Annotated in this window: 13 protein-coding genes and 3 pseudogenes; 14 read left to right on the top strand and 2 right to left on the bottom strand. The window is 63.1% G+C overall.

What is annotated here, in order from left to right:
- Positions 1-89: 89 nt before the first annotated feature.
- Positions 90-644 (bottom strand): hypothetical protein, encoded by a 555-nt coding sequence (locus ACFQH2_RS11560; RefSeq protein ID WP_377076763.1) that lies wholly within the window; start codon positions 642-644, stop codon positions 90-92.
- 28 nt (positions 645-672) lie between these two features.
- Here ACFQH2_RS11560 and ACFQH2_RS11555 point away from each other — a divergent pair, with 28 nt between their 5' ends.
- From ACFQH2_RS11555 to ACFQH2_RS11500, 12 genes and pseudogenes are all read left to right on the top strand, one after another.
- On the top strand, positions 673-1,353 hold the full coding sequence (locus ACFQH2_RS11555; protein WP_377076762.1) for a Na+/H+ antiporter subunit E: 681 nt from the start codon (positions 673-675) through the stop codon (positions 1,351-1,353).
- Entirely contained in the window at positions 1,292-1,510 is a 219-nt protein-coding gene (locus ACFQH2_RS11550) for a cation:proton antiporter (RefSeq protein ID WP_377076761.1), read from the top strand. The genes ACFQH2_RS11555 and ACFQH2_RS11550 overlap by 62 nt, the downstream gene beginning before the upstream one ends.
- Positions 1,510-1,821, top strand: a pseudogene (gene mnhG, locus ACFQH2_RS11545) (monovalent cation/H(+) antiporter subunit G); the annotation flags it as partial. The gene ACFQH2_RS11550 and the pseudogene mnhG, both read left to right, overlap by 1 nt.
- 100 nt (positions 1,822-1,921) lie before the next feature.
- Positions 1,922-2,464 carry a DUF4040 domain-containing protein gene (locus ACFQH2_RS11540; protein WP_377057072.1) on the top strand — a complete coding sequence of 181 codons (543 nt, stop codon included), beginning with the start codon at positions 1,922-1,924 and terminating at the stop codon, positions 2,462-2,464.
- On the top strand, positions 2,457-2,690 hold the full coding sequence (locus tag ACFQH2_RS11535) for a hypothetical protein (protein ID WP_377076760.1): 234 nt from the start codon (positions 2,457-2,459) through the stop codon (positions 2,688-2,690). The genes ACFQH2_RS11540 and ACFQH2_RS11535 overlap by 8 nt, the downstream gene beginning before the upstream one ends.
- The gene (locus ACFQH2_RS11530) at positions 2,653-2,973 is read left to right on the top strand and encodes an MnhB domain-containing protein (protein WP_377076759.1); all 321 of its coding nucleotides are present in this window, start codon (positions 2,653-2,655) and stop codon (positions 2,971-2,973) included. The genes ACFQH2_RS11535 and ACFQH2_RS11530 overlap by 38 nt, the downstream gene beginning before the upstream one ends.
- Positions 2,970-3,341 carry a cation:proton antiporter subunit C gene (locus ACFQH2_RS11525; RefSeq protein ID WP_377053743.1) on the top strand — a complete coding sequence of 124 codons (372 nt, stop codon included), beginning with the start codon at positions 2,970-2,972 and terminating at the stop codon, positions 3,339-3,341. Before ACFQH2_RS11530 ends, ACFQH2_RS11525 begins: the two co-directional genes overlap by 4 nt.
- Positions 3,334-4,940 (top strand): annotated as a pseudogene (locus ACFQH2_RS11520) (proton-conducting transporter membrane subunit). The gene ACFQH2_RS11525 and the pseudogene ACFQH2_RS11520 overlap by 8 nt, the downstream one beginning before the upstream one ends.
- Positions 4,937-6,627 (top strand): annotated as a pseudogene (locus tag ACFQH2_RS11515) (proton-conducting transporter membrane subunit). Before ACFQH2_RS11520 ends, ACFQH2_RS11515 begins: the two co-directional pseudogenes overlap by 4 nt.
- Positions 6,624-8,441: a Na(+)/H(+) antiporter subunit D gene (locus tag ACFQH2_RS11510; RefSeq protein WP_377057070.1), complete on the top strand. Its 1,818-nt coding sequence runs from the start codon at positions 6,624-6,626 to the stop codon at positions 8,439-8,441. Before ACFQH2_RS11515 ends, ACFQH2_RS11510 begins: the two are co-directional and overlap by 4 nt.
- 47 nt (positions 8,442-8,488) lie before the next feature.
- Positions 8,489-8,992 (top strand): hypothetical protein, encoded by a 504-nt coding sequence (locus ACFQH2_RS11505; protein ID WP_377053737.1) that lies wholly within the window; start codon positions 8,489-8,491, stop codon positions 8,990-8,992.
- Between the two features lie 74 nt (positions 8,993-9,066).
- Positions 9,067-9,348 (top strand): translation initiation factor eIF-1A, encoded by a 282-nt coding sequence (locus ACFQH2_RS11500; protein WP_377053735.1) that lies wholly within the window; start codon positions 9,067-9,069, stop codon positions 9,346-9,348.
- A gap of 164 nt (positions 9,349-9,512) precedes the next feature.
- On the opposite strand, the gene ACFQH2_RS11495 is transcribed toward ACFQH2_RS11500, so the two are convergent.
- A complete protein-coding gene (locus ACFQH2_RS11495) occupies positions 9,513-9,740 on the bottom strand; it encodes a hypothetical protein (protein WP_377053733.1) in 228 nt (75 codons plus the stop codon).
- Positions 9,741-9,853: 113 nt separating this feature from the next.
- Here ACFQH2_RS11495 and hpt point away from each other — a divergent pair, with 113 nt between their 5' ends.
- Together hpt and ACFQH2_RS11485 are read left to right on the top strand one after the other, a co-directional pair.
- On the top strand, positions 9,854-10,423 hold the full coding sequence (gene hpt / locus ACFQH2_RS11490) for a hypoxanthine/guanine phosphoribosyltransferase (RefSeq protein ID WP_377053731.1): 570 nt from the start codon (positions 9,854-9,856) through the stop codon (positions 10,421-10,423).
- Between the two features lie 260 nt (positions 10,424-10,683).
- Positions 10,684-12,555, top strand: coding sequence for an ABC transporter substrate-binding protein (locus ACFQH2_RS11485; protein WP_377053729.1), 1,872 nt, complete (start codon positions 10,684-10,686; stop codon positions 12,553-12,555).
- Positions 12,556-12,564: the final 9 nt, after the last annotated feature.

Here is a 12,564-nt window from a genome sequence, read left to right as displayed (position 1 = left end):
TTGCTGTATTCGAGTAAGTACAATGAGTGCTCATGCAGGATCCGACTGGATGGGGTGGTTCGATGGCGGATAGCCGCGTCCTGGTCCCCCTATCGGACTCGTCGACGGTCCGGGCGACTGTCGCCCACGCCGTCGAGCGCGTTCTCGCCGAGTCGACGGTGGCTGATCCGGGAACCGTTCGATTCGTCTACGTGCATCCCGAGGAAGCGGCTGTTTCCGCTTACGACGGGGATGTGGGCGACGAGGAGGGTGTGAGCCGGGCCGAGGCGCTGTTGAACCGTGCGGAAGTCTGGGTGGAGGAGGATGCGGGCGAGGAAATCGACGCTGTCAGCGTCGAGACGGCGCAGGTGGGCGACGACGAGTACCTGTTTAGCCCGGGAGACGTCGCGCAGGTGATCGCCAGGGACGCGGTCAGTACCGACATCGATCGGGTTATCCTCGACCCCGAATACACACCGGGAGTCGGTGGACCGTTCCTCCGGCCGTTCACCTCGGAACTCGAGACGATGCTGGCGATTCCGGTCGAAGAAGCGCCGGTCACGCGGTCGACCATCCGCGGACCGCTGATCGATCGGTTTACGCCTACCCGTGCGGGCGTCTTGTTCGGACTGTCTTTTCTGTTCTATCAGGTACTGGGGGAGCATCTACTGGTTCGATATCGTCACTGGTGCGATGAGCGCGACCGTCGTCACGGTTGCGCTGTCACGCGTGTCGCTGACACGAACCCCCGATCTGCAGTCGCCGGTCCGCCTGCTTCGTGCGGTTATCTTCGTGCCCTATCTGCTGGCCGAAATCGTCAAGTCGAATCTCCTCGTCGCAGCCGTGATTCTTCACCCACGGCTACCGATCGATCCGCGATTGACGCGCATTAGACCGGCCGTCCACGGCTCGATGCCGGTCACCACGCTCGCGAACAGTATCACACTGACCCCCGGAACGCTGACGGTTCGTGTCCACGGTCGGACCATGATCGTCCATACCCTCGTCGAGGACGCCCGCGAAGGACTGTTCGACGGCGGCCTCGAACGAGCGGTCCGGTTCCTGTTCTACGGGCGACGGGCGATGCGGATCGAGAGCCTCCGGGACCGCGGGGAGACGGAGATACTGCAGTCACCCGAATCTGAACCGGAGACGGCGATGACGGACGGCGGAGAACCGGACGACCCTGACTCCCTGACGAACCGGCCGCTGATGCGGCCGACGAGGGTGGTGATTCTTCATGAGTACCATCACTGGTGTCTCGATTCCCGACATTGCTCTGGCGGCCGCGGCCCTGTTTCTCGTACTCGCGGTGGCGATGTTCTACCGGGCCGTCCGTGGCCCGACGACGCAGGACCGCGTGCTCGCAGTTAACGTCCTGGGAACGAACACGGTTGTCGTCCTCGCGTTGCTCTCCGTCGGACTGGACGAACCGTCGCTGCTCGACGTCGCACTGATCTATGCGCTGTTGAACTTCCTGATGGCGCTTGCCATCTCGAAGTTCACCGTCGAACGAGGTGGTGTGCTGTGATCGGAACCGCCCACACGGCGGGCGTTGTCGTGTTCTTCGCGCTGGGGCTGTTCTTTACGTTCGTCTCCACGCTGGGCGTGCTCCGGCTTCCAGACGTGTTTTCGCGAGCACATACTGCCTCACAGGCGGATACGCTCGGCGCTGGCTTCGCGCTTGCTGGCGTTGCACTGGCACTTGGCTGGGAGCCAACGGGGGTAAAGACCGTCCTCCTGCTCGTGTTCATTTTCATCACGAACCCGACCGCGGCACACGCCATCACGCGCGCCGCCGACGAGAAGGGAATCGAACCCTGGACCGTCGACGACGAGCAGACCGACGTGGACCTCTATCAGGCATCGAAGGCGTCCGTCGTCGCCGACGGCGGTTCGTCGGCCGACGATGACGACGCTTCCGAGGGGGTGAGGAGAAATGATCTCCGCCGTCGAAGCCGTCCTGATCGCGTTCATACTCACCACTGCTGTCGCAACGGCGCTGCTGCGTGACGTCGTCGCGGTCATCGTCGTGTTCGCCGCCTACAGTCTGGGCATGGCGATATTCTACGCGCTCTTGCTCGCTCCGGATGTCGCGATGACCGAGGCGGCCATCGGCGCGGGCGTGACGACGCTCCTCCTGTTGTTGACGGTCGCGCGGACAGTGCGAACGGGACAGGGAGAACTGTTCGAGCGGGTCAACGTCCCCGCACTGCTGATCGTCGGTGGCTTCGTCGCCGTCGTCGGTTCTACCGTCGTCTCGTTGCCCGCAGTCGGCGATCCGGAGGCAATCGTCTGGTCGAACCCCGAGATCACCCAGTACTATCTGGAACAGGCCTACGCCGACACTGGCGTCGAAAACGCCGTGACGGCCGTCCTTGCAGGCTATCGTGGGTTCGACACGTTCGGCGAGGCGGTCGTCGTCTTCGCGGCAGGCGTCGCCGTTCTCGTCGTCTTCGGTACGGAGGTGTTCACCGGTGAGTAATTCACAGTCGCCGGACGACGGCGTCGATCAGCCACGACAGTCGGTGTACGTCGAGAGCGAAATCATCATGACGACGGTCCGTGTCGTCGCGCCCTTTGCGTTCACGTACGGACTGTTCCTGACCTTCCACGGTGGGGGTCGCCGGGCGGCGGCTTCCAGGGGGTGCGATCATCGGGTCGACCATCCTGATGATCGCCTTCGGGTTCGGTATCGAACCGACCCGTGACTGGATCGAGAACCGCTCGGTCACGCTGTTGGCCAGCGGCGGCGTCCTCGCATTCGCCACTCTCGGGCTTCTCCCGATAGTGCTGGGTGGCCGATTCCTCCAGCACGACCTGTTCAAGACGGAACTCGGGATCCCACACGGGACGAAGTACGCCCTCGAAGCGGTCGAGATAGTCGGCGTCGCACCGATCGTTGCTGGCGTCGTGGTCGGCCTCTTCTTCGCCATCGCGGCGGGGATGCTCGGCGACACGGCCCCGGTCTCTCAGGGAGGTGAAGCCGAATGAACGTCATCGTCGACCTGCTGACGACCCAGTACACCTATGCGCTGTTCGCGCTGCTCATGGGGATCGGCCTCTATATGATGGTCGCCAGCGATAACCTCGTGAAGAAAGTGATTGGTCTGAACGTCTTCCAGACCGCGCTGTTCCTGTTTTTCGTGAGCAGCGCCTACGTCGTCGGCGGCAGTGCGCCGATCGTTCCGTCCGGCGCGAGCGGGCGCTTCGTCAGTCCGCTCCCGCAGGTGATCGTCCTGACCGCTATCGTCGTCGGCATCGCGTTGACCGCGGTTGCGCTCTCGCTGATCGTTCGGATCTACGGGGAGTACGGGACGCTCCGCGAGGATGCGCTCCGCGAGGTGCGTGCCGATGAGTGACGCGACGCTGGCCCCTATCGGGCTGATCGTCGTGCCGATCATCGCCGCTGCCCTCTCGCTGGCCGCTGGGCTCGTCCGGGCCCGCTCCGGCTGGATGGTTGCTCTGCCGCACTGCTGGTCGAGGCGGTGCTGATGATCTGGCTGGTCGATTCGGTCTATCGGGGCTCCGGTCGACTCGTTCACGAGTTGGGCGCGTACGGCCGACCCGGACCGGACGGGTTCGCCGTGGGCATCGAACTGGTCGCGGACGAACTCTCGGTGCTGGTAGTCGTGCTGATCTCGGTCGTCTCGCTGGGCGTGCTCGCAATCTCGCGGCGGGGCGGTCCGCGCGGGAACGCGTTTTACTCGGCCTATCTCCTGCTGGCGGGCGGCCTCATGGGCGTCTCGCTGACGGGAGACCTGTTCAACATGTTCGTGTTCCTCGAAATCGTCGGGCTGGCGACGTACACGCTCGTCGCCGCCGACCGTAGTGCCGAGTCCGCGGTTGCCGCGCTGAAGTACCTGCTCATCGGGACGACCGGTGCCTCGCTGTTCCTGGTTGGCGTGGGCTACCTGTTCCTGGCGACCGGGACGCTGAACATGGCCGACCTCGCCGCGATGCTGGCGGGCGAGCCATCGTTCGTCGAGGGGGCGCTGTACGGCGACACGCTGGTCATTGCCGGTTTCGGCTTCATCACCGCCGGTCTGCTGGTCAAGTCGGCAATCTTCCCGCTCCACACCTGGCAGCCGGATGCCTACTCCGCGGCGGCAGACAGCGTCACCGTCTACATCTCCGCGCTTGCATCGACCGTCGCCGCGTACGCGTTCGCGCGGGTCATGTTAACCGTGTTCACTCCGGCCTTCTTCGAGGTCAACACGATTGCGGCGACGGCCATCGTCACGCTGGCGTCGATCAGCATCGTCGCAGGGAGCGCCCTCGCGGTGATGCAACGGCGCGTCAAACGGATGCTCGCGTACTCGTCGGTCTCGCAGTTCGGTCTCATTATCGCGGCAATCGGCATCGCCGTCCATCCGGCCGCCGTCGATGCCGGGATTCCCTTTGCCGGTATCGAGCGGACGGCGGCCGAGTTCGCGGTCATCGGAACGGCCATCCATCTCGTCGGTCATGGCCTGATCAAGGGCGGCCTGTTCGCGGCAGTCGGGACGATCGCCCGAACCGAGGGGGCACGCACTGTCGCCGAATACGCCGAACTGGGTCGCCGAGCGCCGGTGCGGTCGGGCGCGATGGCCGTCCTCGCGCTCGCGCTGGTCGGCGTCCCGCCGACGGTCGGCTTCCTCGGGAAGTGGTACATTGCACTCGGGGCGGTCGGGGCGGGCCTCTGGCCGCTGGCTGTAGTCATCTTCGCCAGCACCGTGCTCACGCTGGCCTACGTCGCCCGACTGCTGGAACGGCTTTACTTCACTCCGCGGTCGGTGGCAGTTCCCGAGCGCGTTGCTGCCGACGGTGGTACGGCCGCCACCGTCGAACCGATCAGTCCGACGGCCGGTGCAGTCGTCGTACTCGTACTCGCCGCCATCGGTGCCGTTGCACTCGGTTTCGTCGGTGCGGAAGTGACAGAGGCTCTCGATCCGTTCATCGCTGAGGTGTTCAACTCGTGACAGAAGCTATCTACTCGCTCCGGCCGTTACTTGCCGTACTCGTCTCGGCCATCGCGATTCCGTTGATCGTTGCGTCGTATCGTCGGCCGAACGTCCGCGAGGGCTGGTCCGTCGCCGCGGCCCTCGCCAAATTCGGCATAATCGCGAGTATGCTGCCTGCCGTCCTCGCCGGCGAGGAGTTCCGCTGGTCGTTCGGGGCCTACGTCCCCGGTATCGAGTTCGCACTCCGGGCCGATGCGCTGGGCATGCTGTTTGCGCTCCTGGCGAGTTTCCTCTGGGTGTTCACGGCCTTCTACGCCGCGGGCTACATGCGTGGGCTGGACGAACACTCCCAGACGCGCTTTTTCGCGGCGTTCGCCGGGAGCCTCTCGGCCGCGGTCGGAATCGCCTTCGCCGAGAACCTGCTGACCATCTTCGTCTTCTACGAACTGCTGTCGGTCGCGACCTACCCGCTGGTCGCGCACAACGAGGACGAGGAGGCGCGCATCGCCGGTCGGAAGTATCTCGCATACACCTTCTTCGGCGGCGGCGTCCTCGTGCTCGGCGGGACGGTGCTCGTCTTCGCGCTTGTGGGGACGACTACCTTCGGCGATACCGCGGCAGGGCTGGCGACGGCCGATCCGACGCTTGCCCGTGCAGCGTTCGCAATGCTGGCGGCCGGGTTCGGCGTCAAGGCCGCGCTGATGCCGGCGCACTCGTGGCTACCGGACGCGATGGTCGCTCCGACGCCCGTCTCCGGACTCCTCCACGCCGTCGCAGTCGTCAAAAGCGGCGTCTTCGGTATCGCCCGCGTCGTGCTGGACGTGTTCGGGCCGGAACTGGTCACGGACCTCGGCGTCGGCGTCCTGCTGGCGGCGCTGGCCGCGTTCACGCTCACTGTTGCGAGCATCATCGCACTCCGCCAGGACCGACTCAAGGCCAGACTGGCGTACTCGACGATCAGCCAGTTGTCCTACATCATTCTGGGGCTGGGCGTGCTCGGACCGACGGCGATCAAGGGGCCCTCTTGCATATCCCCGCGCACGCGTTCATGAAACTCACCCTGTTTTTCTGTGCGGGGATCATCCACGTCGAGACCCATACCGACTACATCAGCGAGATGGACGGCATCGGTAAACGGATGCCGCTGACGATGACTGCCTTCGCCGTCGCCGCCGCGGGGATGGCAGGGATCCCGCTGATCGCTGGCTTCGTCAGCAAGTGGTTCCTCCTGATCGGCTCTGTCCAGACCGGACAGGCCGTCTTCGCCGTCGTTCTGCTGGTGTCGGGGGTTCTCAATATCGCGTACTTCTGGCCCATCGTCTACGGCGCCTTTTTCGAGTCCGCGGATACGGCCGACGAGAAACCGCTCGTTGGGGGGCCATTCGGGGGACGTACTCCCGTCCCTGACGGTGGTACCCAGTCCGGAGAATCACCCGTTGACCACTCCGCGGAGACGAACTACGCGGTCGACCGCAACCCGAGCGATCACCACTCTGAAGACCCTCACGAGGAGCACGACGCTCACCACGGCGGTCCCGGACCGGACGGCTGGCAGAGGGCTGGCTGGACCGGTGCCGAGGGCTCCTGGCTGATGCTCGGGCCGATCCTGGCGATTGCTGCGGGCTCGGTTGTCCTCGGCATCGTTCCCTACGAGGCGGTGTTCCTCGAACTGATCGAGCTGATCGTTGCGGGGGTGAGCGCCTGATGGTGCTCGACCTGCTCCACCCGGCGGCGATCGTCCTGTTCGCGGCCGCGCTTGCGGCGGTCCTGCCGCGGCGACCCGCCCACGCGATTGGTGTTGTGGCGACTGCCACCGCGGCCGTGCTCGCCTGGGTCGCTCCCGCCGGGATGCACTGGCAGGTGACGCTGTTCGGGACGTTCGACGCCATCCTGTACAACGTCGACGTGTTCTCGCGGCTGATGGGGCTGATCTTCGGCTTCATCGGTGCGATAGGCGTCACGTACTCCTACGCGAGCGATGCGGACAGCAGACAGACGGCTTTCGCGCTCTTCTACGTCGGGACGAGCATCGGAACCGTCTTCGCGGGCGACTGGCTCACGCTGATCCTGTTCTGGGAGCTGATGGCCGTCGCCAGCACGCTGCTCGTGTGGTACTACGGCGGCGCTGCGGTCCGGGCTGGCTTCCGGTACGCGCTCCTTCACGGGATCGGTGGAAGTCTACTGCTGGCTGCCGTGGTCTGGCACTACGCGGAAGTCGGTGCCGTGGCCTTCGGGGCCAGTTCGGGCATGACCGCCGGGATTCCGTCCGTCCTCGCGGCAGTCGGGATCGGCGTCAACGTCGGCTTCGTCGGGCTTCACGCCTGGCTACCGGATACGTATCCGCGCCCGCACATCGCCGCGAGCGTCTTCCTCTGTGTCTACACGACCAAGACCGGCGTCTACGGGATGTTCCGGGCGTTCCCGGAGGGCCACCTCTGGATCGCGTATATGGGTGGCGCGATGGCCGTCTTTGGTGCGTTTACGGCTTTGCTCCAGTCGGACATGCGACGGCTTCTCTCCTATCACATCCAGTCGCAGGTCGGTTACATGATCGCTGGCGTCGGCCTCGGCGGTGCGGCGATCGGTTACGGCGGCGCGGACGCGTACTACGCCGAGCTCGCGACGGCCGGCGCGTTCGGCCACGTGTTCAACCACATCCTCTACAAGGGGCTCCTGTTCATGACGGTCGGCGTCGTCATCTACCGGACCGGCGAGGAAAGCCTCAAGAAGATCGGCGGACTCGGTACCCGGATGCCGATTACCGCGATTGCCTTCGGGATCGCGGCCCTTTCGATTGCCGGATTCCCGGGGTTCAACGGGTTCGTCTCGAAGGGGATGATCATCGCCGCAGCCGACAAAAAGCACCTCGAAGCGCTCTGGTACCTGCTCCTTCTCGGGGGCGTTGGGACCTTCCTCTCGTTCATCAAACTCGGGTACCACGCCTTCCTGCACGGCGACTATGCCGGCGAAGTGCGTGACGCCAACCGCGGCCAGAGCGTCGCGATGCTCTCCGTGGCCGGCCTCTGTGTGCTCTTTGGCCTTCAGCCGGAACTCCTCTTCCAGATCCTGCCGTTCCAGGGCCAATACGAGTACACCACGTTCACCATCCCCCACGTCGCGGAGGGGGTGGGGCTGGCGGCGGCCGGTCTGGTCGGCTTTGCGATCCTGAAAGGGCCGCTCCACCGCGTGGGTCGCGTGCCGGATATCGACGCCGTCTACAACCGCGGCTTCTTCTACGTCGGTCGCCTGCTGGTCGTTACCGTCACCGAACTCTACGCCGCCGTCGACCGGGTCGCGGTTCGACTCGTGCGTGCCTGTTACTGGATCGGTGCGAACCCGACGCTCGTCGTGCTCCGTGCAAGTAAGCGCCTTCCCGAGTCGCTACGACCGACGTTCGACCAGGACTATCGGTCGGCCGACGGGGGCGCACCGTCGCGGCTGTATCTCCGCGCGGGCATTGGCACCTCTGTCCTGATACTGGTCGCAGTACTGACGCTCCTCATGCTCCTCGTACTGTAAGCTCCCGACCGTAGCCGTTAACGTTCTCCCGTCCGTTTTCTCGGTAGATGTCACGCGCCGACCCGCCGCCGGTCGAGGAGACGTGGGAACCGCCGAGGAGAGCGACGTTACTACTCGTCATCGGTATCATTGTCGTCGGTTCACTGCTCGGCTTCGCGGCGTTTTATCTCGTCGGGAACGCCGAGCAGGCTCCCGATACGACCTTCGAAATCGAGCAGTACGGCGAGGACGGCCAGTACGTCCGGATCGGGAACCTCTCCGGCGAACCGATAGAGGATCCCGGAACTATCGTGGTCTTCGTCGACGGCGAGCGAGTGGAGAACAACACCGGTCACGACTGGGCCAATAGCGAGGACGGCCTCGACGAGGATAGCGCCCTGTACGTCGCGCGCAACGCTGACGGAGATACCGTTATCGCCGATCAGCCGGATCACGAGTCCTTCGACCGCGGTGTCGTCGCCGGGGACGGAATCGAGGTGCTCTGGGCGAGTACCTCCTCGGACAGTACGGCCGCGCTTGCCACGCACGAGGTCGAGTTCGTCGACGAATGACGACTCGGTAACGCCGTGTCGAACGCTACCACGTGTATCAAACGATTTAAACGGCGTTCGACCATAGTCAAAGTGTGAGTGAAGAATCTGGGCGTCGAGACCTTCGAATGCCCGACGATACCGAGGTATTTGCAGTCGTCACCGAGCATCTCGGTGGCAACCACGTACGCCTCCGCTGCGCGGATGGCGAAGAGCGACTGGGTCGGATCCCAGGACGCATGAAATACCGAACGTGGATCAACGAGGACGATGTCGTACTGGCCGAGCCGTGGGACTGGCAGGACGAGAAAGCCAACATCGAGTGGCGTTACGACGACCAGGCCGCGGACCAGCTCCGCGCCGAAGGCCACATTTAGTGACGCCGGTCGCGTCTAACTGACACCTTTCTGATATTCTCCGCAGATAGCGTCTGCTACGGCTCTCGTCTCTATTTCCGAACGTACTGAGTTTTAGCTCAGAACGTATTTCAACAGTTTCGCGAGCGGCGCGAACGAGATTCGGAATAAGCCGAAAAAAGCGTTCAGCAACCGGGCGAGGGCTGTTGCTCGGGGCTGCTTGAGCGGTCGAACGACGGGCGTCGTTCGACGACGGCGCCACAGTCCGGGCAGGTGCGAATTTCAGCATCGTTGTTCCGGTAGCTCTCCCAGTCGCCGTCGACGGAACTGGTATGGCTACAGATCGGACAGATCAGACTGCTCTTCGATCGGTCATCGGGCGGTTCACGTAGTTTTTCCTTGGAGGGAGTCATCAACGGAACACAGGGGCTCAACGGGTGTAAACCCCGCGACAGCGTCGAAACGACCGTGAAAGACCTCCGAGTCAGTTCCGTCATCTTTACCTATCGGCTGCAGTAGACCCAACATGGACCAGTTGAAGCGGTCACTTCTCGAAGCGCCGATTATCGAAAAGAACGGCTACCATTACTTCGTCCATCCGATCAGCGACGGCGTCCCGATGCTGGAGCCCGAGCTGCTTCGCGAAATCGTCATCCGGATCATCCGGAAAGCGGATCTCGAAGACGTCGACAAGATCGTCACGCCCGCCGCGATGGGGATCCACATCTCGACGGCAGTCTCGCTGATGACCGACATCCCGCTGGTCGTCATCCGGAAACGCCAGTACGGCCTCGACGGCGAGGTCGCGCTCTTTCAGGAGACCGGCTACTCCGAATCGGAGATGTACATCAACGACGTCTACGAGGGCGACCGCGTGCTCGTGCTCGACGACGTCCTCTCGACCGGCGGAACCCTCAAAGCGATCCTCGGATCGCTCGAAGACATCGGCGCGGATGTCGTCGATCTGGTTGCCGTAATCAAGAAAGTCGGCGGCGAGAACGCGCTTGAAGACACCGATTACGCCGCAAAGACGCTGATCAACGTCGATGTCGTCGATCGAGAGGTCGTCGTGGTCGACGAGAACGGCGACGACTAAGATCGGTTTACAGACTCAATAATCCTACTACATCGGGGTCGTTCGGACACCGAATCGCCCCGTGATGCTCAGACGTGTGCTGTCCCGATTCATCTGTAGCGAGGTGATTCGTACTGTAATATAACTGCCACTCAGTTAGCCACACGTGATAACTGCCAGTTTTTTCTTCATGACACGTAATTCATAATAAAATAAGGATGGCGTGATTATCCCCGTTATTCGTCGGTAACTTTTTAGTTCCGTCTGATGAATGTCGAGGTATGCCTGACAACTCTGAACGGCAAAAGGTTGACAGTTCGCGGCGACGGATGCTTGGTCTCCTTGGTGGGACCGCTTCAGTCGGACTTGCCGGCTGTTCAGCCATTCTTGGTGGCGACGATGAGAACGGCGGCGAGAACGGCGACGAGAACGGCAGCGAGAACGGCAGCGAGAACGGCGACGAGAACGGAGATGAGTCCGGGACCAACGCCGACAAAGCGCAGGCCGCGTGGGAACGCATCCAGAGCAACCCTGGACCGGATCAGCAGGACCTGCGTAACGAGGCTTACGTAGAGATCGAGGAAGCGGTCAGGGACTCCATGATCATGCTGAACTTCATGCATGACTTCTCCGAGCGGTTCTGGTACGACAACGTCACTGTACCAAAGATCGGTGCGCTCGGCCAGGCCCACCAGCAACTCCACACGGTCGAACTGGAGGGCGACGATACGCTGAACCGTTTGAACAGCACCCACAGCCATATCGACCCGGTCGAATCCGACGACGAGGCGTCGTCGACCATCATCACTCAGATCTACGAGCGCCTGGTGGAGTACCCCAACGGTGTCCCCGAGATGGAGAACCAGTTGCTCGACAGTTTCGAGCTGTCCGACGACGGCCTGACGTATACCTTCAATATCAAAGAGGGTGTCACGTATCACAACGGCGGCGAGGTGACGGCGGCCGACTTCAAATACTCCTGGCGCCGCGTCATCGAATCGCAGAACAGCGTCCGTGCGAACTTCATGCTCGACAGTCCGGACGGCGTCGGAATCGTCCACGAGACGGACGACGAGGGCAACGTTGTCCCCGACTCGGCCGCGCTGGAAGTGGTCGACGACTACACCCTCGAGATGGAAGTCGAGACACCGAACCCTGCGGTGATGGACGTGCTGACTTACACCGCATTCTCGGTCATCCCGCAAAACACCGTCGGCGACATCGAAGGGTACGACGGCGAATTCGAACATCAGAACTTCCGGACGTCGGTATCGGCTGGAACCGGGCCTTTCCAGCTCGAACAGTTCACCCTCGATGAAGAACTGATCCTGACGCGGTTTGATGACTACCACCGCGACACGGCGAACGTGGGAACGGTTAACTTCGTAATCTCCGAGGACACCGATGCGAACTACACTCTCGCGATGGAACAGAACCTCGACATCTTCCCCATCCCGACGCAGGAATACGACCCGGCCAAAATCGAGTCCGAGACAGACGACCGCGGTCGCGAGGTAGGTACCTACGGTCCCCTCGAGAACGATGAGACGGCGAACTACCTGGGCCTTCCCGAACTGGTCACCCGATACTTCGGATTCAACGCAGGGAACGTTCCGCAGCCTGTCCGAGAGGCGCTCGCGTACGTGACCGATCAGAACGAACTGGTCGAGCAGGTCTTCGCGGGCCGCGGTGTCCCGGCATACAGCTTCACGCCGCCGGGAATCTGGCCCACAGGCCAGGACGGCTACGAGGACTTTGTCGAAGAGTACCCGTACAGCGCCAACGAGACGGATCTCGAGGGCGCCCGACAGGTACTCGAGGAGGCGGGCTACACCGAGGACGAGCCGTTCAACCTGACCTGTACGACCTACCAGAGCCCGGTTTACCAGCAGGCCGCTGGCCTGCTGCGCGACAAGCTCTCCGGTAACGGCGTCGAGATAGAACTCGAAGAGGCACAGTTCTCGACACTTATCCAGCGCGGCTACGACGGCGACCTCCAGATGTACTCCCTCGGATGGGGCTGGAGCTGGGAGAGCGTCGCCTACGGTCACTTCGGCTTCGAGCCGAAGAACACGGATACATCCGGTATGCCCGAGGAGAACAACGGGTACTACCTCGACTGGCAGACCGAACTGTCGGAGAACAGCGAATAGCCCGCCCGG

The sequence above is a fragment of the Natronoarchaeum sp. GCM10025703 genome, assembly GCF_042661985.1.
Lineage (GTDB): Archaea > Halobacteriota > Halobacteria > Halobacteriales > Natronoarchaeaceae > Natranaeroarchaeum.
This window is presented reverse-complemented; position numbering and strand designations above follow the sequence as displayed.